Source organism: Micromonospora sp. NPDC000121, assembly GCF_042899165.1.
GTDB lineage: Bacteria > Actinomycetota > Actinomycetes > Mycobacteriales > Micromonosporaceae > Micromonospora.
On sequence record NZ_JBIAZP010000002.1, the window covers coordinates 630,653 to 650,164 of the forward strand.

The following is a 19,512-nucleotide window of genomic DNA, read 5'->3' on the forward strand; positions in this document are numbered from 1 at the left end:
GAGGAGACAGGATGACCGTGAACATCGCATCCGACGGGGACCGGGCGGCCGTGCAGGTCGGTTATGTGGGCGGCAGCAGTGAGCGCCGTGAGCGTGCCGAGGTGCCGCCGGAGCCCGGCGACGTGCAGGTGGAGAACATCCGCGAGGGCAACGCTCGTGTCGGCATGCAGGCTGACGTGATCGTGGGGGACCTGCGTATCGGTTAGCCTCCCGCTTGTGGAGGTTGAGCATCCGCTGCGGCCCGGGGTGACGGTCATCGTGACACGTCACCTCGGGCCGTACCGTGTGGCGCTGCGCGGCGAGATGAGCCTCGCCGAGGCGGCGCAGCGGTCAGCCGTTCTGGACCGGCTCGCGGCCGGGGTTGAGGACGAGTCGTTCCCGGATGCCAACCCACCATCCTTGTGCTTCCTAAAATAGGAAGCTATGGTGTGGGTGTCAGGTCAGGGGAACAGCCCCAGATCCCACCGGAAGGAACCGGCCATGACCAAGTTTGTTGCTGCCCTCGCCAACGCCTCCGACGTTGTCTCCGGCGACTACTGCGACGTCAGCGTCATCGAAAGTGAAATCGTCAGCTACCGGGAGGGCCGCGACGGCAACGACGTCCCCGAGTACGGCCTGACCGACAAGTTGGCAATGGATGCGGTGGACACCAACGTCCGCACCGACGGCGACATCAAGGCCGCCCTCGCCGACGCCGACCGCGTTCTTCGCGATAACGGATGGAACCGCAGCGGCGACTGGGAGCCCAGCCAGAACGCCTACTACGCCGAGGTCGAGCGCGCCTAGTTTCCACCTCCCCCCTGACGGCGCGGCCCCGACCACCCCGGGGTCCGCGCCGCACCTCTTGGAGTCGCACCGTGACCACCTACACCGACCCGCCCAACATGCCCGAGGACGAACGCATGACCGACGCCGAGTTCCGGGTCGTCCGCGAATACCTCGGCCTCACCGGCGACTGGCTCGCCGGGCACCTCGGGGTGTCCGCCCGAACCGTTCGCCATTGGGAGCAGGGCAAGTACCCGATCCCCGACGGGGTGCGCCTCGCCATCGAAAGCCTGGAAGCTGAGACCACCGCTTTCGTTGGGGCCGTGGTCGAGAACCTGCTCGCCAGCAACGACACAGACCTGGCGGTGGTCACCTACCGCAGCGACGCCGACTACCGGGCGGCGCACCCGCAGCTTGACTGGCCGGCGTCGTGGCACCGCGCGGTCATCGCACGCGTAGCCCAGGAGGTGTTGGGGCTCGCAATCGTCTACGCGTCCAGCACGGCGGGGGATCCGTCATGACCGGCGTGGGCGACCAGGGAACCGCCGATCGGATCGCCCACTACCACCACGGGCTCGCCGACTGGCTACCCGACAGATGCGAGCACATCGGCCAAGGTTCGCAGCGGACCGTGTACGTCGACCACAACACCGGCACCGTCTACAAGATGGGCGACGACGGGGCGAACCGGCAGGAGGTATGTACGCTAGCCGAGCTGCGCGCCCGGGGAGTTGACCATGCTCCCCGCGCGACCCTTCACGAGGTGACCGTCCCCGACGGGTACGGCGACACGATCGCCTGCACGGTGGTGGCGATGCCCTACCTGCCCGACGACGGCAGCGTGCCGCGCCCGTACCCGATCCTGGAAGGTGCGGCGGATTTCAACCCGAACGGCAACGTCCACGCCAACGGCGGGCAGCTCTGGCTGATCGACGCTGGCGGTCTGTGACCTAGACACGCATCCGCTACACGAGCTCCCCAGACACGGTGAAGGCCCGGCGGGCAGGCCGGGCCTTCACTACGTCGCAACGTCTCCCAATTCTAGCAGCGCACGAACACGCCGAGTACGGTCGATGTGACCGGCTGGCGTTTGGGCAGGAACGGTCGGCACCACAATCCACCCCTCGGGCAGGAGGGCACCACCATGGCACGCACCGACTACATCGGCCTACGGGTCGCCCGCTGGCGTGACATCGCCGGCCTCACCCAGTTGGAGCTAGCCGACCGCGTCGGATACTCCCGCGAGTACATCTCAATGATCGAAAACGGTTCGCGGATCGTCACCAAACGGTCCCTCCTCATCGCACTCGCCACCGCCCTCGGAGTGAGCGTGAACGACCTCACCGGCCAACCCGACCGGCCCCGATCCCGCGACGAACTCGCCGTCTACTCCGCCGTACCCAACCTGCGCGGCGCCCTCGATGACGAACCCGACACCCTCCACCCCCTACACGTCGACCAGCTCACTGCTGGCGTCGACCAGGCGATGCGCGCCCGCATGATGTGCGACTACCCGGCCCTCGCCCGAATCCTGCCCAGCCTCATCGCCGACACCCGCCGCCTCGCCGACAGCGACAACCCCGCCGGCCTCGCCCTGTTCGTGCGTGCCGCCGTGTGCGCCGCGCTAACCATCAAACCGTTCGGCTACGTCGACCTGTCCGCCCGGCTGTCCGAACGCGCCGAACTCGCCGCACGCCTACTCGACCGGCCCGTCGAGCTCGCCGCCGCCCGCTTCGCCGCCGCGCAAACCGCCCTGTCATCCGGGACCTCCGGCGGGCAACGCCGCTCCCTGCACACCGCCGCGACCGCCGCCGCGCAACTCGGCGACAGCGGCGGCGACGACCACCTCAGCTGGTACGGCATGCTGCACCTGCACGCCGCACTGTCCGCCGCGTCCCTCGGCCGCACCACCGACGTAGCCACCCACCTCGCCGAAGCGGAGGCAACGGCGACACGCACCACCTCCGACCCGTGGCGCATGGAGTGGAGCCCCGCCAACGTGGCTGTGTGGCGGGTTGGTGTGGCCGTCGAGAACGGCGAACCGGAGCGGGCACCCGAGTACGCGCGCCGTGTCGACCGCACCCAGCTGCGCACCGCCAACCGGCTCGCCCGCCTCCACATCGACGCTGGCCGCGGCCACTACGCGGCAGGGGAGCCCGAGCAGGCGGTGCGCCGATTCCTGGCCGCCGACGAAGTGTCCGGCCCGGAACTGCGGTCCCGCACGACAGTGCGCGAAATCGTCGCCCAGCTGGTGCGCGACGCCCGCCGCGGCGGCTCCGACGAACTGCGTGACCTCGCCGTGCGCATGGGTGTCGACCCCCTCGACCCCGACCACCACCAGGTGTAACAGCCTGTTACGCAACTTGTACCGACATGCTCCTAGGGTCAGGGTAGAGGCGCGGCGGATCGTGGACAGTAGTCGCGGGTCGCCGCCGCCGACGTGAGTGTGGCGGCTGGCGGACCCCAGCCCCCCAGCCGCCACACCCCCATCCCACCTTGAGGGGGTCGGTGTGGACGACAGGTGGAGGCAGCACAACAACCGGACGGTGCGCGTCACCGCCGACCCACCCCCCGCCGACAACAGCAACGACAGGTCCCGACTGGACAACCGGCGTGACTTCGCCGCCGGCGCATCCAGGAACCGGATCAGCCGCAACCAGTCCCGCCGCCACCCGCGGGGGCAGCGGTGACCGTCGACCTGAACGTGCCGGCCGGCACCCGCCTGCACCTGCTCGGCGGCGAAATCCACCCCAACCCGACCGGCCGCGACGAACTCGTGTGGACCGTCGCCGTGTTCACACAGGCCGTCGCCGGCATGGTGTGGGTGCGCGGGCACGTGTGTGGAGGCCCCGAACCCGACTGCGCCGCTGGCTGGTGCTTCGAGGCGCGTGTCGCCGTGCACGCGATCCGCGCGAACCTGGCAGGTGCCCGATGAGCGCCCCCACCCGCGCCCAGGTGAACGACTGGTGGCGCATCCTCGCCGAGCATCAGCAACGCGACGGCCGCTGCCCCCGCTGCGGCACCCGCGGCCGATGCTGGGAACGGGCGGCGGCGCTGGCCGAGCTGATCGCCCACGACGTGTACCACCTCGGCCCGCCGCTCACCCCCGCCACGTCAACCGGCGGCAACCCGACCGCCGGCCAGCCCGAAGGAGAAGTCCCGTGACGACCGACCAGCGCCCGCTCGGCCAGTGGTTCAAGTCGAGCAAGTCCGGCCCGAACTGCGACAACTGCGTGGAGGTGCAGTTCCTCGACGGCGGTGTGGTGCAGACCCGCGACAGCAAGAACCCCGGCGGTGCCGTGCACACGTGGCGGCCGGGTGAGTGGGACGCGTTCATCGCGGGCGCGAAGTCCGGCGAGTTCGACCGTCCGTCCGCCAGCACCATCTGACATTCCTCCACCCGACAGAACGGCCCCGCCCACGTCGGCGGGGCCGTTCTGGTGTAGACAGCGCGACACCCCCGCGACAGTGTCCGTAGGCATTGACGTTTGCCGGTACCGTCACCACATGGTCGCCGCCCGCCACGCCGCCGCAGTCCTCACCCTCACCGCCGCCGCCACCCTCACCGCCTGCGGCAGCGACAACAGCAACCCACCCGCACCCGCCAGCGCCCCCACCAGCAGCCGCGCCCCCCAACCCCACCTGGTACGCGGCACCCTCACCATCGGCTTGCCGAACTTCGCGTGGAACCCCGGCGAGGGATGCTGGGGACGCGAAACCCTCGCCGACGTCACCGCAGGCACCCGCGTCATCGTCACCGACAACACCGGCGCGACCGTCGGCATAGGTGCCCTCGACGCCGGCTCGGTGATGATGAACCCCGACGACGCCGAACGCGCCCAGTCCTGCCAGTTCACGTTCAAAGTCGCCGACGTGCCAGCAGGGAAAGGCTTCTACGGGGTAGAGATCAGCGGCGTGCCCGGCCGCGTGCAGGTGCCAGAATCCGACCTAGACGACCTGGTGCAGGTGACGGACTAGGCAGCCCGGCCCCGTCCGGCCCGACGCTCCGCTGGCCCGCCCGGTCACGGCGCACCACCTCACGGGCGAGCCGGTCCACGCCGCGCGCCCGCTCCGCCTGCAACGCTTCCTCCTGCGCCGGGGTGCGCCGACGCGCGGCGCTCACCGCCGCGGTGATCGCCGACCACCAGATGTCTGCCCGCATGAAAGTCCCCCCGGCAAGCTGCTTCCCGACAATCATTCATGATCGTCGGTGCGGTCGACCGTCGGCCACCGGTACGACATCGGCCCCCACCAGGCGAAACGGTGGGGGCCGAACGGCCGGCATGCCGGGTACGGTCAGCGGCGGTAGCGCCGGACCGGCTTACCCGACGCCAACACACCCACCCCGATCGCCGTGGCGAACGCCCACCCGATCAGGTTGGTGCCCGAACACGCCCCGACCGCCAGGAACACCCCCAACGCCACCCACAGCCGCGCCCCACTCACCGCGCACCACCCGCGGTGCCGGTCTTGCGGGGGCGCCCACCGCCGACACCACGACCGGTCATGCCGCGCCGCCACGCGATCAGCTCGGCCTCCACATCGGCCAGGGTTTCCCCGTCCGCCCACGGCGCCCAGTACGGCACCGCGGACCCGCTGCGGAACTCCGGCACCTGGCCGGGCGGCAGCCCCACGTAGCCCGACGGCGGGCGCAGCGGCCGGTGCGCGTACCGGCCACCCGGACGGGACTTGCGGACAGCGTCGAGCACGGTCGCGGGACTGATGACGGGCGCGTCGGGGTTGTTCTCCCGGTCAACGGCGGTGAACAGGGCCGCGACGTGCGCGGCGAGCAGGTACCCGCGCCGCGGGTCCGGCAGGGTGCTCGGGTAGGTGATCGGCTCTCGGCGTGGCATCGGTGGTGCTCCTGTCGGCTGGTTGTGGCGGAGGTCAGGTTAGGCCGCACGCCGGCGGGCGGCGAGCAGGTCAGCGAACACGTCCAGCGGCGCGACCGGGGCCGCCTTCGGCTCGGTGACAACGGCGGGCGGCGGGGCGACATCGGGCGTCGGCTCCGGCTCGGCCGGGTGGGTGCGCTCGGCGCCGTCGGCGGCGAGTAGCGCGGCATACGCGGCCAGGTACGCGGCGGCTTTCTCCTCGTACGCGCCCGGGTGCCGGTCGGTGAAGTCGGCACCCACGTAGTCATCCGGGACGCCGCAGACCCGCCGCCTGGCGATGCTCATACGCTGTGTGCGTGCCTTCTGGTTTCGCTTGTTCGTGTCCGCGATGCAGGAGGCGACGAGCCTTTCCCACCGCTCGACGGCCGTCGTCTCCGGCTGCACCTCAACGACCGTCTCCGGCTCGGTGACGGGTCCGGGTGCGTTGACCGGCTCGGCTGCCTCTGCGGCAGGCTCCGGCATGCTTTCCGGCTCGGTGGGGGAGGCCGGCAACTCGGCGCGGTGCACGGCCAGCGGCTGCCACGGCTTGAACTCCCGCCGCGTGCCGTCGGCCAGGATGACCGCCCACCACCCGATGAACCGCTCCCCGGAGTAGTCGGGCCCGTCGTGGGGGATCACCTCGGCGACCGGGCCGCAGAACCCGCGCAGCAGCCGTTCGCCCATGCCAGCGAAACCCCGATCCCACCACCCGGCGACGATGTCGCCCGGCTGCACGTCCCGAACGTGCAGCCGCTCCGGCTCACCCTCCGGCATCGTCCACGCGGGTTCCACCTCCGGCATGGCCGGCAGGCTGGCCCGGATGTCCGGCACCAACTCCCCGGCGGTCAGCCGGTCGAAGATGTCCACATAGGCGGCGGCCAACGCTCGGCGGGTGTCGGTGTCGTCGGGGTGCGGCTGGAACGCCTCCACCTCCGACCGCGCGGCGCCCAGGTCCAACCCGTGGGCGATGCGCTGCGCCCACCGCACGTGCTGCGCCTCACGCCGCGACGCGTCGTCGTGCCCGTCACGGTCGATCCACCGGGCCAAGTCCTCCCAGCGGGCCACCTTGCGCGCCAGGTCGACGGGCCACGCCTCGCCGTTCGGTGTGTCGAGCTGCATGCCGTCGCGCCGCCGGCCGCCGAGGTCGTCCCACGGCACGGTATCCGTCCACGACCACGGCTGACCGTCGGCACCGTTCGGCTGCCCCAGCCCGATCAGCGGCGGCACACTGACGCTCTTACGGTTGACCCGGACTACCGGATACCAGACGCCGCGCACGTTCACCAAGTCACCCTTGCGGAAGTGCTCCGGCCCCCACGGCACGAACTCGCCCGACTCGGCCAACTTCCCCAGCTCTGCCCGCCAGTGCTCAATTTCCTCGGTCAGCCGTGCCACCTTGCTGGCGGCGCGCTCCCCGTAGTCGCGCTCCAACTTCCGCCGCTCCACCTCCAACCGTTCGATACGCCGCATGGTCACCCGGGGATCCTGCCGGTGGGCCAGGTTGTGTCCGACCGCCTCGGCGCGGTGGGACAACTCGCGCGCCTTGTCGGCCGCCTCCCATGACTTCTGGGTGTGGGCGTGGATCTTCTCGAACGCCCGCCGGTGCTTCCGCTCGGAGTGGTGCCCGATCTTGATGGGCTCCCCGAAAGGCATGTGGTCGCTGATCGCGTCGGCGGCGGCCCGCCGCGCCGACGACTCGGCGGCGGCCTTCCCGGCACGCTCGGCGTACCGGTCGGCCCGCCGGTCGGCGCGCTCGGCGCGGTCGGCTTCCCGCTCGGCAGTGGTGCGGGGGGTGTTGTCGATGTTCACGGTCACGTCGTGTCCGGCGTCGCGCAGTGCGTCGGCGGTGCGGTTGATGCGGGCGCGGTTGGCGTCCTTGTCGCGGCTCTGCCGGAGGTAGATGCCGACGTGCCGGCTGAAAGCCCAACCGTTGGCCTTGCAGATTTCCCATACGCCGTCACCCTTGCGAGATCCGGCGAGGGTGGTGCCGTCGGCGTGGGTGTGGGTGATGGTGAGCACTATTCCCCCTAGAATCTCTGCCCGTACTCTACGGGCAATGTTACGGGATGGGTTGACCTGGCACAACCGGCCAGCCCGACACCGCGCCGGGCTGGCCGACCGTCCACTACCGACGCGCCGCCAGCAGGTCGGCGAACACGCCCGCCGCCGTCTCGGCCGCCGGCTCCGTCGCCGGCTCGCCCACCTCGCCGGGCTCGGCAAGCCGCCAGTGCGGCGCGGACAGGATCACCGACCCCCGGTCCGTCTCGGCGATCAGCCCGCCCGGCTGCACCCCGTGCACGGTCGCCGACACCGCGGGCGAGTCGCACACCCACACCTGCCCGACCTCCGGTGCCGGGGTGGTGTCGGGGCGCATGCTCTCCGGCCCCACGTAGGCGGGCCCGAGGGCGGCCCGGTTCACCGTGTACACCACGTCGCCGTCGGGCGCGTGGGTCACCTCGGCGACAACGCCGGCCGACTCGGTGCCCTGCCACCCCCACCGCACACCCACCCGGTCGCCAACCGCGTACGCGTCGGCGGATCCGTACCCGCCCGGCTCGGCCAGCTCGGCGACCGGCTCCGGCTCGGCGGCGGCCCTGATCAGGTCACGCTCGGCGCGGGCGGCGGCGTCCCGGTTCGGGAACGTCGGCGCCTGCTCGAACGGGCGCGAATCGCACACGATCCGCCATTTGCGGTCGGGGTAATTGCGGCTGACGCACCCGGACGCGCCGGACGGATACCGGACGTTGGTCACGTACCACCCGCCGTGACGCCACGGCGAGTAGGTCGGCTCCCAATCGTCGGCGGCGTCGGCGGGGGTGTGGGTGTGGGCGGTGCTGGCCATTGGTCGGCCCTCCTGTCTGGTCGGTTCGGTGGTTGGTTGGTGGTTGTGGTTGGTTCCGGGCGGTTGCCCCGCCGGCCGGTACCCGGTACAGCACCGGCCGCGGGGGTGGCGTCCGGCGCCTACGCGATGCGGGCGGCGGCCAGGTCGGCGAACGGGCTAACCGGTGCGGGCGCGGGCGCCACCTCGGCCAACGGGTTGGCCAGCGTGCACGCCGTCGCCCCCGGGCCGAGGATGCCGCACGGGTGCACGGCGCACCCCGTCAACACCTCCATGCCGTCCCACACGCCCGGCAGGTACGGGCCGGGACGCTCGCCCCGCAACCGCCAGCACCCGCAGCCGAGCCGGTCGACCTGCTCGGCCACGAACCGAGCCACCGTCCGCGCGCCGGTCGTGTCCTCACACCACACCCGCACCCCATCCCACGCCCGCGGGCGGGTGCCGGCGGCCAGGTCGGCAGGCGTCAACGTCACCTCATGCCGCCCGGCACGTGCCACCGTCACCACATCGGCCGGGTCGAACCACACGACCACCTGCGCGGCCGTCCCACCCGCCACCGTCTCCACCTGCTCGACACGCCGCGCGCCGAACTCCCGCCGCACCGCCTCCACCACCTCGGCGGACGTCGCCGGCTCCGGCAGCGGCACCCCCGACGCGGAAACACGCCGCACCACCGCGTAACGCTTCCGCTCGGCCGTGGCGTGCGCGGCGTACTGGCACACCGTGTAGGCGTAGGAGGCGGCAGCGCCGACCGCCTCCGCGTCGGGGTGCGCGTGCTCCCGCCCCACCGCGTGGAAAGCGGCACCGTTCGCGACACCCGCCCCGCTGCGGTCGACCACGCCGATCACATCCGCGCCGACCTCGGTGCACACCACGATGCCCGCAGCCTGATACGCGGCGTTCTGCGCGGCGCGCAGCGTCTCACCGGCCGCCCGTGCGGCGTTCCCGTCGGCCAGCGGCGCCAGCTCCCGCAGAATGCGGGCCATCTCCGCCAGCCCGCACGCGTCCAGCCAGGCGGGCGCGCACACCCTCGCCAACCAATCGAGCGACGCGAACCCGTACGCGGCGTTCTGCCGGGCGGCCTGCACCGCCGGCCCGGTGACGGTCGCGACCACCTGCACCCGGCCGCCGACGTGCGCGGCGTGGGCGATGTGGGCGACGCTGCCGCAGGTGCCGACCAGCCGCACACCGTGCGCGGCGTCGGGCATGATGGGCAGCCGCTCGGCGGGGCGGCTGTCGGTGGTCCTGATGGATGCGTACATCTTTCGGTCTCCTGTCCGGTCGGTGCGGTTGGTGGTTGTGGTTGGTTGTCCGGGCGGTTGCCGTGCGGGCGGGCGGCGTCCGGCGCCGTCAGCAGGTACAGGCGGGCAGTACGGTTTCCGAGTCGCGCACCGGCTCGGCGAACCGCCGCTCCGGCGCCCCCGCGCACTCCGGCGGCAGCGTCCACGCGCCCAGGTAGAACCGCAACCGCCGCTCGGCGAACTCCACCCACCCGACCAGGTTTCGCGCCCGCCAATCCGACCGGACACGCGCGACACGGGCACGCTCCCGGGTGATCTGCTCGAACTCGCTGCGCAGCTGCCAAACGAGGTTGGTTCGGCGGCACTCCGGCCCGGTCTCACCGTGAAGGCGCATCCGGCAGCAGTACGCCGGCAGTTCGCTTTCGGTGACGGTCGCGGCGGGCAGGTCCCGGGTAGCGGCCTGATAGATGCCGTTGTCGTACGGGTGGCCGGGTGTGGGGGTGGTGAGTACGCGTCGCATGGCTGCTGGTCTCCGTTCGGTTGGTCCGGTCTGGTGGTGTGGTTGGTTCGGTTGCTCCGACGGTCCGGTGCCCCGTGGCCGCCGACCGGACCGGGTAGCCCGGTCGGCGCCAGGCGGGCACCGGCTACCGGGCGTCGGCGGGGCACAGGTCGGGGTCGTGTTCGCCGGCGGGCCATCCGCACACTTCGCACGTCTCGACACCACGTTCGTTAAGTTCGGTTTCGATGGCGACTAGCACGACTACCCAGGCCGCCCCATCGGCACCGTGCACACTGCGCGAAAGGCCGCTGCCAAGTTTGTAGTCGCGGATCAGTTGGTCCGTAGATCGAGAGGTCACCATCGTGCGCATGTCGCTGCGTAGATGCTGGGCCGTCTTCGCCATTTCCGCCCTCCTGCGTTGTCGGTCATGGTGTCTGCCTCCGGCCGGTGCGGGTGATTCGGTCGGGTGGTTGGGCGAGGTTGCCCGGTTCCCCGCGGCCACCCGCCGGACCGTCACCGGCTCGGCGGGCACCGTGCGGGAACCGGTCAGCCGCTGAACCGGTACGCGCGCCCCTTGTCGATCAGGTGCGGCGACGCGTGCACGTGCAAACCCTTGGTGAGGGGGTAGTCACGCCACCACCGCGCGTCGGCGTCCCACCCGGCCGCACCCACAATGAACGCGTAGCCGCAGCCGTGCTCGGCGTACTGCCGTGACTGCCGGTACCGGTCGGCGTCGTGACCGGTCGCCCCGGCCGGAATCGGGCTGGCCGCGTACGCGGCAACGATCGTCGCGGTGGTGCGGAACATCCACCCGCCCGCAGGAAACTTGCGCGACTCGCCGTCGGCGACGCCGGGAAACTCCCGCCACCCGTCGCGGGTGATGTCCCGCATCAGCCGGGCGAACACGTCCGGGATGACGATCACCTCGCGTCCCATGTGGTCGGTGGTCACGGTGACGTCGGCGGCGGTGAGGGTCGGCAGAATGACGGCGGTCTGCTCGGTCGGGCGGGTGGCGATCGCGGTGGTCATGGCGTGCACTCCGTTTCGGTCGGTTTGGTTGTGGTGGTGTGGTTGGCCCGGCGGTTGCCACACGGGCCCCGCGCGCGCCGGCCGCATGGTTGGGGTTGGATCAGCGGCCGGGCGGCGGCCCGTACTTGGGAGACACGCAGAAGTCGGCGATTACGTCGGGGGAGCCGACCCGCCGCAGGACCGGCTGCCCCGGGTCGATGCGGTTACCGCACAGCACGCACCACATGTCCCGGGCGGTGGTGGTGGTGTGCTCCCACCGGTTCCCGTCAATGTCATCGACGACGGTCGGGCATCCCCGCTTGCCGGCACCCTCACAGAACTCGCACCCGCCGGGCTGCCCGCCGCACCACCCGCACCACTGCCACCCGGTGCACGGTCCGTGTCCGGTGCACTCGCTCGCGTTGTCCATGTCGTTCCTCCTGTTCGTTGGTTGGTGTGGTGTGTGGCTGGAATCCTTGCCGGTGTGTCACGGGCAATGTTACGTGTGCGAGGGGTAAACCGCCACCCCAACGGCGGCCCGCACCCCGGAATTTCTGGCCGAGAGCTCGGCGACCCGGCCAGGCCGGACGGGCACCGGCCCAACGAACCGGCACCCGCCCCACCGGCTACACGCCGGCAGCCACCCCGGCAGGCGTGAAACCGCGCGCCGCCAACTGATCGGCCACAATCGCCCACACCTGCGGCAGATCGGAGGCGGCAACACGGTCCGGCGTGACCGTCACCCGCTTAGCCTTACGGTCCGGCACAATCGACACCTGCCCCACCTTGACGCCGGCGTCACGCATGAGCTGCGCCACCTGCGGCCGTACCGCCTTGAGAACCGACCACAGCGGCATGCCCGCCGGGTACACCCACACCGGCACCGGCACACCGTCCACCGACGCCAGCTCGGCGACCGGACCCGGCGCCGGGGCGGGCGACACCGGCACCGGCATGTCATCCGCCGCCCACCCGGCCACCACCTCCGCCGCCGTGTCCGGCACAGGCCGCGCCTCCGTGTGCTGCGCCCGCCACTGACCGGCGTTCACCCGCCCGTGGGTGGCAAACCACTCCCGCAATTCCTCCGACGCATACAGCTCCACCCGCGACGCCGGGCCGGACCACAGCGACCGGGGGTCGATACCGGCAGCCTCCCCGGCCGCCGTGAGCATGTGCCCCCGACAGTCAGTCTCGGCCTGCTTGAACCACACGCCCACCATGTCGGCGTAGTCGCGTCGCAGGATGGCTGCCCGCGACGGGCGCGGCGTACGGGCGGCAGCCTCGGCGGCAGCGGCAGCCTCGGCGGCTTCCCGGTCCTGCGCACGGTCGCACGCGTCGGCGATCCCGTAAAGGGTGTCCCCGTCGTCGGGGTCAACGTCCGCCATGACGGCCAGCGCCACGGCCAGCGCGTCACTGTCGACCGTGTCCAGACCGGCCCACAGGTCGACCGGCTCGGCGGTGTTGGCGTCGACCACGGCAACGGGCAGCGTCGCCCCGGCCTCCGGCGTCGGGTCGGCCTCCGGCTCCGGCTCGGCGGTCAAGTCCACGCGACGCGCGACCGCCACCAACACACCGCCAACGGTCACGCCGTAATCCGGGTCCGCCTCGGCCTCCGCCTCCGGCTCCGGTTGGGTCGGGGTCGGCTCGGCCTCTACCTGGGCGACCGGCCCGGCGGCCGTCGGCTCGGTCAGCGCGTCGGCAGTGATGTTGCCCAAACCATCGATCATGCCGAGGTCACCCCAGTTGCGGCGGGCCGCCGCGCGCGTGTCAGCGCACGCGAACAGTTGACCCTGTACCGCCTCCGGCTCCGGCTCGGCGACCGACACGGGCGCACGGTCAGCGACACTCGGCGCGTCCACGGGGAACGCCTCCGCCTCCCCGTCGGTGGTCAGCTGGACGACGTCCGGCACCGCCTCGGCGACGGGCCCGGCCTCCGGCTCCGGCAGTGCGGGCAGTTTGTCGAACACGTCCCACGGGGCGTGCGCCTTCCCGCAGTAGCACACGAACTGAGGCGACCGGCACACGTTGTCGCCAATCACGGCAAGCCGCACCGTGTAGTCAGGCGCAAACCGGGTGTACGTGCCGCCGTTGAAAATCCAATGCCCATCCGCCCCGGCGTGTCGGCCGGACCGTTGAACGGTGCCGAGGTGTCCGCCGCCGGTCAGCACCCACACGCCCGGCCGGATAGCGTCCGGCACAGGCACCCGCGCGGCGACCGGCTCGGCGGGGGTCGGCTCGGCACCCGCCAGCACGTCCGGCGACACGTCGCACGGCTCGGCCTGGCCGTCCCCTCCCGCGACCGGCTCGGGCTCGGCCATGGGCAGAGCGGCCAGCATGTCCGACCACCCGTACACCGCGCCCGACGCGCCCGTCTCCCGGTAGCCGGGGGCGACGCGCTGCCCGTCCGCCACGGCCTGCCGCGCGCCGTCCATGTCACCAGCGGCGTACGCGTCCAACGCACGCGCCATGATCTCGGCAGCCGGGTCAACCGTTTCCGGCTCCGGCGCGGCGTCGGTCGTGGCCGGATCGACGGTGACAGCCTCCGGCTCGGCAATGATCGGCAGATAGTAGGCGTAAAAGCCACCGAACGCCGGAGACTCCGCACGATCGAACCGGTACGGACGACCGAACGCACGCGACACAAGCGCGGCATCCGGGCGGGCACCCTTGACCGACACTCGGCCCGTTTCCAGGCTGTACCGCACCCGCACCCGGTCCGACCCGCGCAGGTTCCCCGCACGGCGCGCGGTCTGCGTCAACGACCGGCACGCACGGTCAACGTCCACGATCGGCGTGACCGGCTCGGCCACGGTCTCCGGCTCGGCGTCCGGGGTCACCTCGGCCACCGGCTCGGCGTCACGCCGGACGGCGTACCGGTCAGCGTCACCGTCGACCGGGGTCAAGATGTCTTCCGACACCGACCGGGACCCGTAACCCGGCAGGGTGAGCCGGTAGTTACGGAGCGCGTACTCACCACCGGGGTACGCGTCACACACAGCCTCCACCGTCGCCGTGAGGTATTCGGCGTAACCGGACGTGACTCGCACCTCGGTACCGACCGGGTACGCCGTACGGAAGTTGACCCCCGTCGGGCACGTGACGCACACCGCCACGGGCTGACCGTCCGCACCGTCGGTGATCTCGGCCTTCCCGTACATGTTCACGCCGCATCGGGCGCACATGACACGGTGAAAGTCGATCTCTTCCCGTAGTGCGGTGACAGCCTCGGCGCGGACAACGTCGGCAGGCTTGCTGCGGGCGGAAAGTTTCGCGTTCACGGTTACCCGCTTCCCGCAGTATCCCCATTCGGTGCCATCGGACAGCTTGATCAGGGTGAATGACAACTTGCCGTAGAACTTGCTACCGAGGTGCGACACGTTGCGCACGCTGGTCACCCGGAACTCTTCACCCCGTACGGTCACGTGGTCGCCCATGCTCTGCGGTGCCATGATCCTGCTACCTCCGGTCGGTTGGTGCGGTCGGTTGGTTGGTGTGGTTGGTTGCTCCGAGGATTGCCACGCATGCCCGACCCCCGTCGGGCACCATGGGTGACCTCGGAACGGGTCACACGGTGTGGGGCCGCTCGGCGAGTAGTGCGTTAACCCGGTCGGTTACAGCGTTCACCAGCCGCCATCCGGCGGGATCGGACGGGTCTTCCGGAAGGTCGGTCCCCCACGGCACCTCCTGCACGTACTCGTTCGCGTCCACGTAGTCATGCAGGTCGGTGAACGTGCGAACGGTGGCGGGCACCTCCCCGTTCTTTATGCTGGCCAGGATGTCGGCGTAAACGGCCTGCGCGACGCCTTCAACGTCGTACGTGTTGGGATCGATCGTGACCATGGCGGTTACCTCCGGTCGGTTCGTTCGGTTGGTCAGTGAATCTCGGTCACGGTTGCGCCGTGCTGCGCGCACGCTGCGAGCAGATCGGTCACACGCTCGGCAGACATACCGGTAGCGGTGACCGTGTGAGTCATTCCCTCCACCCACCGGATATCGGCACCCACCTCCGCCATGGCGGTGAAGGCGTCCCCGATCGGGTTGGGGTCCTCGGCGTAGTAGGGACGCTCGGCGTGTTCGGCGATCCTCCACGTGCGCATGTCGGTTACCTCCGGTCGACTGGTTGGGTTGGTTGGTTCGGTCAGCAGCAACCGACGTGCCACCCGTGCGGCAGGCTGATCGGCGCACCCCCGATGACGGGCGACGGGGCGGACCGCAGGATGTCCATGCCGTTGCCGAACCGCTCGCCGCAGTTCGTGCAGGTCTCGCCCGACGTAGCCACGCTGTGAACGTAGCCACCCGTAACGCACGGGCAGGCAACCGTGCCGATGTCGCCGCAGTGGTCACACCCGTTGCTGCCGCACGCGTCGCAGATGAACCGCTGCTCACACTGTCCGTTCGCCATGCCCGCTCCCCAGATCGTGGCCCGTCGGTGACGGGCGAGGATTGGACGCTAGCACGTCACCCATGACGTCCACAACCCGTCACCCATGACATCTCCGCTCGCCCCTGCCGTGCAGCTCGGCACCCTGCCCACGCACACGCACACGCGACGCGCGCCACGCACACCGCTCGGCGCACCCGCCCTACACCCACGGGCGGGCACCCCCCGCCCCCCGCCGGCACGCCGCCCGGGACGTTCGGGGCTTAACGCTGTGTACGGGTCTGGGACTTCTCAATCGCCGCCTGCTGCTCGCCGCGGTCTTCCTAAGTTGCTGCCAGTTCCTCCTAAGTTGGGAGGACGCGCGGGCGCATGAAGACGCCCCGCCGGCTGCTGCTTCGGCGGGGCGTCTTCGGTGTCAGGTGCTACCGGTATCGGGGGAGCGACCAGGCCAGGAACCACGATGCCGGCCAGGAGGCGATCCACGCGCACGGCCAGAACGGGTCGGCGTACTGGGTGCCGGGTTCGGTGGCCTCGCTGGTCTGCCAGTAGGTGAGCAGCAGGAGGAACGCGACCGCCCAGATGATCGCGCAGCAGCAGGCGACGCGGCTCATTGCGCTGGCCAGTACCAGGTGATGAGGCCCCCGCCGGCCGGCTGTGCCCGGTGAAGGTCAATGGTGCTGGTGATCAGGCCGCGGTGCAGCTCGTGCTCGATGCGGCCGACGCGTGGGGCCACCATCCGCACCGGCACCCCGTCGCTGCCGACGGCGTGGCCGACGATGGTGTGCACGGTCTCGTTGTCGTACCAGCCCTCCAGGTGGAACTCCCACACGATGAGCAGCTGCGGGACGCGGACCGTTGAGCGGGTGAGCAGGTCCCCGGTGGGGTCGAAGGATGGCTCGGTCAGCCGCACCTTGCCCTTGCCGGCCCACGCGTACTCCTCGGGCAGCGGCGTGACGGTGTCGGTGGGGACGGGTGCGCCGACCCGGGCGGCGTAGATGTCGAGGAGGATGCCGGGCGGCTCGAACCGGCCGCCGCACGGGTAGCCGTCGGGCTGGGGCATCCGGCATTCGGCGCCGAACTTGCTGGGCGACCAGGTGAAGCGACCGCACCGCCCGCACTGTTGGGAGGGGGCGTTGTCGCGCAGGTGCGCGGGCCACGTCGACTGGTCGGTCACTGGTTCGCTCCGTTCAGCCGGACGACGCCCTGCACGCCGCACAGGTCGCAGGACCGCTCGTCGGGGTTGTTGTCGGGGGTGACGGCGACGCACGTGACGCCGAAGAGTTCCCCGCAGCTGCACTCGACGGCTGTGCCTCGGAGGTGTGTGTGGTGTGAGCTGTGCGGGTCACGGGCCGTCTGATCGGCTTGTTCGGTGGCAGCCCGTTGGCGTGCCCGCTGCGCCATGCCTTCCACCCAGGCGTTGTCACTCACCGGGTCATCTCCTCAACGTCGTGCAGGGGGATTAGCCACATCTGGCATGCGGACGGTTGTCCACCGACGCGCCGTGCGGTCGCCTTGGCCCAGTTGACCTGGAAGTGCTCTGTGTCGGCCTCGGTGTGCGCCTTCTCGTAGTCGGCGTCACCGTAGTACCAGAGCCGGCAGCCGCGGCCGTCTTCGCGGAAGCGGATGCCTTCGCGGTCCTCGAATGTGAATGACCAGCCCATGGCCTTCGGTGCCCCGGCGTGGTCGATGTTGTCCGCGAGGAACCGCAGCCTGCGGGCGAGCCGCTGTCGCAGGGTCACTGGGTTCGGTCCTCTCCGGCTGGTTCGGGCGGTGCCCACCGGCAGTCGTATGGCGTGCATCCGTGGTGCCCTTCGATGTCGCAGGTGCGCGGCAGCACGACCACCCGTGCCACGTCCTCGAACATGCAGCGGCTGACCGGGAACGGCACCCGGTCGTCGTCGGCTGTGCCCGGCCCGTGCACGATCCCGCCGGATGCGTACCGGGGCTCGATCTCGCTGTGCTCCGGCTGCTCTACGGTCATGCGTCCTCCAGGATGCGGCGGAGGATCCGGTGGCCCTGGTCCACCAGTTCCTCGGGGGTGGGTGGGGTGGCGGCGTGCTCGTGGTCGGCGGGTGGCCAGCCCGACGGCACGTACCGCAAGGGGGTACCGCCGAGCGCGCAAATCGCCACCGTGTCGGTCGGTTCGGCGCCACACCACCAGCAGCGCAGCCCATTCACGCTGGCACCCCACGCCCGGCTCGCGTGCATGTGGGGCAGATTCCGACGGATGCCCGCCACCCGTCTGGGCTGTTCGGCGGCTGCATGGGGTCCGGCACGCTCGACGGCTTCCCGTTGATGTCGCGCCACTCGTGCCCGCCGAATGGCTGCCCGCACAGCGGGCATGGCAGCCAGAAGAACCCGGCTTGGCGTGCCCACCAGCGGTGCATGGCCCGGAAACGGTAGGGGACGAGCAGGCGCGGCCACTCCAGCAGTGCGGGGTAGGAGCGGGCGGACCGTCCGGGGCGCAGCCGGAGCCGGATTTCGTGGCGGCTCATAGCTGTGGTCCGGGCGTTGACGGGGGCGCGGTCCGCCGGGTTTGAGCTATCAGGTCTACATGCCTGCGGCGGCGTTCCATCGCTTCTTGGGTCAGCCGCTGCGTCTGGTCGATGCGGCGCATGGCCTCGGACTCGTCGGCGGTGCCGTACAGAACGGTGCGGATCACCCGGACGCGGGTGTCCTCGGGGATGCCTTCGTTGTCTAGCGCCAGGTCGAGCAGTTCGAGCATGCGCTGCGCCCACTGCATCTGCCAGTGGTACTGCGGGTCGTTCAGCCGCGCCTCACGGGCGTTGGGCATCCGCTGGAGGTAGCGGTCGAGCTCGTCACGTACGCGACTGGTCACGGCCGCCGCCACCTCTCCTGGTAGCCGGGCTTATCGTCGTACGGCAGGGCCATGGCGCTAAGGATCATCTCCGTGACCGGATCCACGTACCGTTCGACGGCGAACTCCGGCGGACCCGCACTGGAGTCGTGGATGACGCATCGCTGGGAGCGGGCGCAGGGACACGGGGTGAGGTCGAGCGCGGCGAGGATGCGCCGCTTGGCGTCCAGCTCGGCGAGGCGCTGCTGGCACATCTTCTCCACGTTCGGCCAGTCGTGCCAGCCGGGGATCTCCTTGCCGAGCAGCCTCGGTTCTTTCAAGGTCAGGACTGTCTGCTGCGCCCAGTAGAGCAGCGTACGGGTGCTCGCCTCGGCGGCGGTGATCTGCTCGTGGAGCCAGGTTGTCAGGTTGTCGGGCACGGCCGCCACACCTCCCGGTATCCGGGCTGGTCGGCGTACGCCTCCGCCCGCATGCGTACCGCCGTCTCCCACGTGTCACGCCGCGCGTCCCAGGCGGGGCCGACGCGTAGAGGGTCGCGGAACAGCAGCCGTTCGTATTCGGCGAGAATCCGCCGGTCGGCCGCTACCTCCCTAAGCGTCAGCTCCGGGCTGTGCGCCTGCATGTGGTCTGCGACTGCGTCTAGGTCGGATGAGCGGTTGGCGACTTGGTCGGTGAGTGCCTGCCATTCTCCGGGCCATTCGGCAGCAGCAGCGCGTGCCACCCGCTCGCGGGTATTGAGTACGTGGTGGAGCCAGGGGATGAGTTCGTCCACCCGCCCACTATCGCACCTCACGCGCCGGGTGTGACGCGCCGCAGCACGTCGCATGTTGCGTGTTGATCAGCGATGTGTCATCCTTCGCGCAGGGGATCAGTGTCCCTACGCAACGTCGAGCCTCACACCCGCCACGGTGTGGGGCTTTCGTCGTATCCGGGACCGTGCATCACCACCAGATCGCGCCCGCCACACGTCGGGGCACTCCCTGCCGCCGGGACGGCAGGTGACTCCGCTGGACTGCTGCCCGTTCAAGTCGGGCCGGGTGCACCACCTGATCGATAACTGAACCCGCGAGCGGATCCGAGGAGGTGTGAT

At 70.8% G+C, this 19,512-nt stretch carries 33 protein-coding genes; 11 read left to right on the forward strand and 22 right to left on the reverse strand.

Translation table 11 applies throughout. The features are described from left to right. Window positions 1–11: 11 nt before the first annotated feature. From ACFY23_RS09220 to ACFY23_RS09270, 11 genes are all read left to right on the forward strand, one after another. Window positions 12–206 (forward strand): hypothetical protein, encoded by a 195-nt coding sequence (locus ACFY23_RS09220; protein ID WP_350676299.1) that lies wholly within the window; start codon window positions 12–14, stop codon window positions 204–206. Window positions 207–216: 10 nt separating this feature from the next. Beyond that, window positions 217–417 carry a hypothetical protein gene (locus ACFY23_RS09225; protein WP_350676297.1) on the forward strand — a complete coding sequence of 67 codons (201 nt, stop codon included), beginning with the start codon at window positions 217–219 and terminating at the stop codon, window positions 415–417. 63 nt (window positions 418–480) lie between these two features. Next, window positions 481–786: a hypothetical protein gene (locus ACFY23_RS09230; RefSeq protein ID WP_350676294.1), complete on the forward strand. Its 306-nt coding sequence runs from the start codon at window positions 481–483 to the stop codon at window positions 784–786. A gap of 71 nt (window positions 787–857) precedes the next feature. Further along, complete coding sequence (locus ACFY23_RS09235) at window positions 858–1,286, forward strand: DUF1870 family protein (RefSeq protein WP_350676291.1); 429 nt, start codon at window positions 858–860, stop codon at window positions 1,284–1,286. Beyond that, the gene (locus tag ACFY23_RS09240) at window positions 1,283–1,714 is read left to right on the forward strand and encodes a hypothetical protein (RefSeq protein ID WP_350676289.1); all 432 of its coding nucleotides are present in this window, start codon (window positions 1,283–1,285) and stop codon (window positions 1,712–1,714) included. Before ACFY23_RS09235 ends, ACFY23_RS09240 begins: the two co-directional genes overlap by 4 nt. Window positions 1,715–1,909: 195 nt before the next feature. Further along, window positions 1,910–3,112 (forward strand): helix-turn-helix transcriptional regulator, encoded by a 1,203-nt coding sequence (locus ACFY23_RS09245; RefSeq protein ID WP_350676287.1) that lies wholly within the window; start codon window positions 1,910–1,912, stop codon window positions 3,110–3,112. Window positions 3,113–3,275: 163 nt separating this feature from the next. Further along, window positions 3,276–3,455 (forward strand): hypothetical protein, encoded by a 180-nt coding sequence (locus ACFY23_RS09250; protein WP_350676284.1) that lies wholly within the window; start codon window positions 3,276–3,278, stop codon window positions 3,453–3,455. Beyond that, the gene (locus tag ACFY23_RS09255; protein WP_350676282.1) at window positions 3,452–3,700 is read left to right on the forward strand and encodes a hypothetical protein; all 249 of its coding nucleotides are present in this window, start codon (window positions 3,452–3,454) and stop codon (window positions 3,698–3,700) included. Before ACFY23_RS09250 ends, ACFY23_RS09255 begins: the two co-directional genes overlap by 4 nt. Further along, window positions 3,697–3,930, forward strand: coding sequence for a hypothetical protein (locus ACFY23_RS09260; protein WP_350676279.1), 234 nt, complete (start codon window positions 3,697–3,699; stop codon window positions 3,928–3,930). Before ACFY23_RS09255 ends, ACFY23_RS09260 begins: the two co-directional genes overlap by 4 nt. Further along, complete coding sequence (locus ACFY23_RS09265) at window positions 3,927–4,154, forward strand: DUF397 domain-containing protein (RefSeq protein ID WP_350676277.1); 228 nt, start codon at window positions 3,927–3,929, stop codon at window positions 4,152–4,154. The genes ACFY23_RS09260 and ACFY23_RS09265 overlap by 4 nt, the downstream gene beginning before the upstream one ends. A gap of 118 nt (window positions 4,155–4,272) precedes the next feature. Further along, a complete protein-coding gene (locus ACFY23_RS09270) occupies window positions 4,273–4,743 on the forward strand; it encodes a hypothetical protein (RefSeq protein WP_350676274.1) in 471 nt (156 codons plus the stop codon). A 318-nt stretch (window positions 4,744–5,061) separates the two neighbouring features. Here ACFY23_RS09270 and ACFY23_RS09275 read toward each other — a convergent pair whose 3' ends face one another. The 22 genes from ACFY23_RS09275 to ACFY23_RS09380 all read right to left on the reverse strand — a co-directional run bounded on the left by ACFY23_RS09275 (window position 5,062) and on the right by ACFY23_RS09380 (window position 19,194). Further along, window positions 5,062–5,211: a hypothetical protein gene (locus tag ACFY23_RS09275; RefSeq protein WP_350676272.1), complete on the reverse strand. Its 150-nt coding sequence runs from the start codon at window positions 5,209–5,211 to the stop codon at window positions 5,062–5,064. Next, window positions 5,208–5,618, reverse strand: a complete 411-nt coding sequence (locus ACFY23_RS09280) for a hypothetical protein (RefSeq protein ID WP_350676269.1) — start codon at window positions 5,616–5,618, stop codon at window positions 5,208–5,210. Before ACFY23_RS09280 ends, ACFY23_RS09275 begins: the two co-directional genes overlap by 4 nt. 39 nt (window positions 5,619–5,657) lie before the next feature. Next, window positions 5,658–7,655, reverse strand: coding sequence for a DUF3560 domain-containing protein (locus tag ACFY23_RS09285; RefSeq protein WP_350676266.1), 1,998 nt, complete (start codon window positions 7,653–7,655; stop codon window positions 5,658–5,660). Between the two features lie 106 nt (window positions 7,656–7,761). Continuing rightward, on the reverse strand, window positions 7,762–8,478 hold the full coding sequence (locus tag ACFY23_RS09290) for a hypothetical protein (protein ID WP_350676264.1): 717 nt from the start codon (window positions 8,476–8,478) through the stop codon (window positions 7,762–7,764). A 119-nt stretch (window positions 8,479–8,597) separates the two neighbouring features. Continuing rightward, on the reverse strand, window positions 8,598–9,737 hold the full coding sequence (locus tag ACFY23_RS09295; protein WP_350676261.1) for a hypothetical protein: 1,140 nt from the start codon (window positions 9,735–9,737) through the stop codon (window positions 8,598–8,600). A gap of 88 nt (window positions 9,738–9,825) precedes the next feature. Next, on the reverse strand, window positions 9,826–10,236 hold the full coding sequence (locus tag ACFY23_RS09300) for a hypothetical protein (RefSeq protein WP_350676259.1): 411 nt from the start codon (window positions 10,234–10,236) through the stop codon (window positions 9,826–9,828). Between the two features lie 124 nt (window positions 10,237–10,360). Further along, on the reverse strand, window positions 10,361–10,618 hold the full coding sequence (locus ACFY23_RS09305; RefSeq protein WP_350676257.1) for a hypothetical protein: 258 nt from the start codon (window positions 10,616–10,618) through the stop codon (window positions 10,361–10,363). A gap of 143 nt (window positions 10,619–10,761) precedes the next feature. After that, on the reverse strand, window positions 10,762–11,244 hold the full coding sequence (locus tag ACFY23_RS09310; protein WP_350676254.1) for a hypothetical protein: 483 nt from the start codon (window positions 11,242–11,244) through the stop codon (window positions 10,762–10,764). 100 nt (window positions 11,245–11,344) lie between these two features. After that, window positions 11,345–11,653: a hypothetical protein gene (locus tag ACFY23_RS09315; RefSeq protein ID WP_350676252.1), complete on the reverse strand. Its 309-nt coding sequence runs from the start codon at window positions 11,651–11,653 to the stop codon at window positions 11,345–11,347. 196 nt (window positions 11,654–11,849) lie between these two features. After that, entirely contained in the window at window positions 11,850–14,672 is a 2,823-nt protein-coding gene (locus ACFY23_RS09320; protein WP_350676250.1) for a hypothetical protein, read from the reverse strand. A gap of 115 nt (window positions 14,673–14,787) precedes the next feature. Next, window positions 14,788–15,063: a hypothetical protein gene (locus ACFY23_RS09325; protein WP_350676248.1), complete on the reverse strand. Its 276-nt coding sequence runs from the start codon at window positions 15,061–15,063 to the stop codon at window positions 14,788–14,790. A 32-nt stretch (window positions 15,064–15,095) separates the two neighbouring features. Continuing rightward, entirely contained in the window at window positions 15,096–15,320 is a 225-nt protein-coding gene (locus ACFY23_RS09330) for a hypothetical protein (RefSeq protein ID WP_350819028.1), read from the reverse strand. Window positions 15,321–15,361: 41 nt separating this feature from the next. Next, window positions 15,362–15,502, reverse strand: coding sequence for a hypothetical protein (locus tag ACFY23_RS09335; protein ID WP_350676244.1), 141 nt, complete (start codon window positions 15,500–15,502; stop codon window positions 15,362–15,364). Window positions 15,503–16,026: 524 nt separating this feature from the next. Next, window positions 16,027–16,215 (reverse strand): hypothetical protein, encoded by a 189-nt coding sequence (locus ACFY23_RS09340; RefSeq protein WP_350676242.1) that lies wholly within the window; start codon window positions 16,213–16,215, stop codon window positions 16,027–16,029. Then, complete coding sequence (locus tag ACFY23_RS09345) at window positions 16,212–16,778, reverse strand: hypothetical protein (protein WP_350676240.1); 567 nt, start codon at window positions 16,776–16,778, stop codon at window positions 16,212–16,214. Before ACFY23_RS09345 ends, ACFY23_RS09340 begins: the two co-directional genes overlap by 4 nt. After that, entirely contained in the window at window positions 16,775–17,032 is a 258-nt protein-coding gene (locus ACFY23_RS09350) for a hypothetical protein (RefSeq protein WP_350676238.1), read from the reverse strand. Before ACFY23_RS09350 ends, ACFY23_RS09345 begins: the two co-directional genes overlap by 4 nt. Next, window positions 17,029–17,343, reverse strand: a complete 315-nt coding sequence (locus tag ACFY23_RS09355; RefSeq protein ID WP_350676236.1) for a hypothetical protein — start codon at window positions 17,341–17,343, stop codon at window positions 17,029–17,031. Before ACFY23_RS09355 ends, ACFY23_RS09350 begins: the two co-directional genes overlap by 4 nt. Then, window positions 17,340–17,585, reverse strand: a complete 246-nt coding sequence (locus tag ACFY23_RS09360; RefSeq protein WP_350676234.1) for a hypothetical protein — start codon at window positions 17,583–17,585, stop codon at window positions 17,340–17,342. Before ACFY23_RS09360 ends, ACFY23_RS09355 begins: the two co-directional genes overlap by 4 nt. After that, window positions 17,582–17,704 carry a hypothetical protein gene (locus ACFY23_RS09365; RefSeq protein WP_350676232.1) on the reverse strand — a complete coding sequence of 41 codons (123 nt, stop codon included), beginning with the start codon at window positions 17,702–17,704 and terminating at the stop codon, window positions 17,582–17,584. The genes ACFY23_RS09360 and ACFY23_RS09365 overlap by 4 nt, the downstream gene beginning before the upstream one ends. A 391-nt stretch (window positions 17,705–18,095) precedes the next feature. After that, window positions 18,096–18,443 (reverse strand): hypothetical protein, encoded by a 348-nt coding sequence (locus tag ACFY23_RS09370; protein ID WP_350676230.1) that lies wholly within the window; start codon window positions 18,441–18,443, stop codon window positions 18,096–18,098. Next, the gene (locus ACFY23_RS09375; RefSeq protein ID WP_350676228.1) at window positions 18,440–18,841 is read right to left on the reverse strand and encodes a DUF6221 family protein; all 402 of its coding nucleotides are present in this window, start codon (window positions 18,839–18,841) and stop codon (window positions 18,440–18,442) included. The genes ACFY23_RS09370 and ACFY23_RS09375 overlap by 4 nt, the downstream gene beginning before the upstream one ends. Further along, window positions 18,826–19,194, reverse strand: coding sequence for a DUF6221 family protein (locus ACFY23_RS09380; RefSeq protein WP_350676226.1), 369 nt, complete (start codon window positions 19,192–19,194; stop codon window positions 18,826–18,828). The genes ACFY23_RS09375 and ACFY23_RS09380 overlap by 16 nt, the downstream gene beginning before the upstream one ends. Between the last annotated feature and the right edge of the window lie 318 nt (window positions 19,195–19,512).

What these genes read in the sequence shown, in the direction of transcription:
- ACFY23_RS09220 (WP_350676299.1), top strand. Translation starts at nt 12, where the DNA reads ATGACCGTGAACATCGCATCCGACGGGGACCGGGCGGCCGTGCAGGTC.
- ACFY23_RS09230 (WP_350676294.1), top strand. Translation starts at nt 481, where the DNA reads ATGACCAAGTTTGTTGCTGCCCTCGCCAACGCCTCCGACGTTGTCTCC.
- ACFY23_RS09240 (WP_350676289.1), top strand. Translation starts at nt 1,283, where the DNA reads ATGACCGGCGTGGGCGACCAGGGAACCGCCGATCGGATCGCCCACTAC.
- ACFY23_RS09245 (WP_350676287.1), top strand. Translation starts at nt 1,910, where the DNA reads ATGGCACGCACCGACTACATCGGCCTACGGGTCGCCCGCTGGCGTGAC.
- ACFY23_RS09260 (WP_350676279.1), top strand. Translation starts at nt 3,697, where the DNA reads ATGAGCGCCCCCACCCGCGCCCAGGTGAACGACTGGTGGCGCATCCTC.
- ACFY23_RS09270 (WP_350676274.1), top strand. Translation starts at nt 4,273, where the DNA reads ATGGTCGCCGCCCGCCACGCCGCCGCAGTCCTCACCCTCACCGCCGCC.
- ACFY23_RS09280 (WP_350676269.1), bottom strand. Translation starts at nt 5,618, where the DNA reads ATGCCACGCCGAGAGCCGATCACCTACCCGAGCACCCTGCCGGACCCG.
- ACFY23_RS09290 (WP_350676264.1), bottom strand. Translation starts at nt 8,478, where the DNA reads ATGGCCAGCACCGCCCACACCCACACCCCCGCCGACGCCGCCGACGAT.
- ACFY23_RS09295 (WP_350676261.1), bottom strand. Translation starts at nt 9,737, where the DNA reads ATGTACGCATCCATCAGGACCACCGACAGCCGCCCCGCCGAGCGGCTG.
- ACFY23_RS09300 (WP_350676259.1), bottom strand. Translation starts at nt 10,236, where the DNA reads ATGCGACGCGTACTCACCACCCCCACACCCGGCCACCCGTACGACAAC.
- ACFY23_RS09305 (WP_350676257.1), bottom strand. Translation starts at nt 10,618, where the DNA reads ATGGCGAAGACGGCCCAGCATCTACGCAGCGACATGCGCACGATGGTG.
- ACFY23_RS09310 (WP_350676254.1), bottom strand. Translation starts at nt 11,244, where the DNA reads ATGACCACCGCGATCGCCACCCGCCCGACCGAGCAGACCGCCGTCATT.
- ACFY23_RS09315 (WP_350676252.1), bottom strand. Translation starts at nt 11,653, where the DNA reads ATGGACAACGCGAGCGAGTGCACCGGACACGGACCGTGCACCGGGTGG.
- ACFY23_RS09320 (WP_350676250.1), bottom strand. Translation starts at nt 14,672, where the DNA reads ATGGCACCGCAGAGCATGGGCGACCACGTGACCGTACGGGGTGAAGAG.
- ACFY23_RS09325 (WP_350676248.1), bottom strand. Translation starts at nt 15,063, where the DNA reads ATGGTCACGATCGATCCCAACACGTACGACGTTGAAGGCGTCGCGCAG.
- ACFY23_RS09330 (WP_350819028.1), bottom strand. Translation starts at nt 15,320, where the DNA reads ATGCGCACGTGGAGGATCGCCGAACACGCCGAGCGTCCCTACTACGCC.
- ACFY23_RS09340 (WP_350676242.1), bottom strand. Translation starts at nt 16,215, where the DNA reads ATGAGCCGCGTCGCCTGCTGCTGCGCGATCATCTGGGCGGTCGCGTTC.
- ACFY23_RS09360 (WP_350676234.1), bottom strand. Translation starts at nt 17,585, where the DNA reads ATGACCGTAGAGCAGCCGGAGCACAGCGAGATCGAGCCCCGGTACGCA.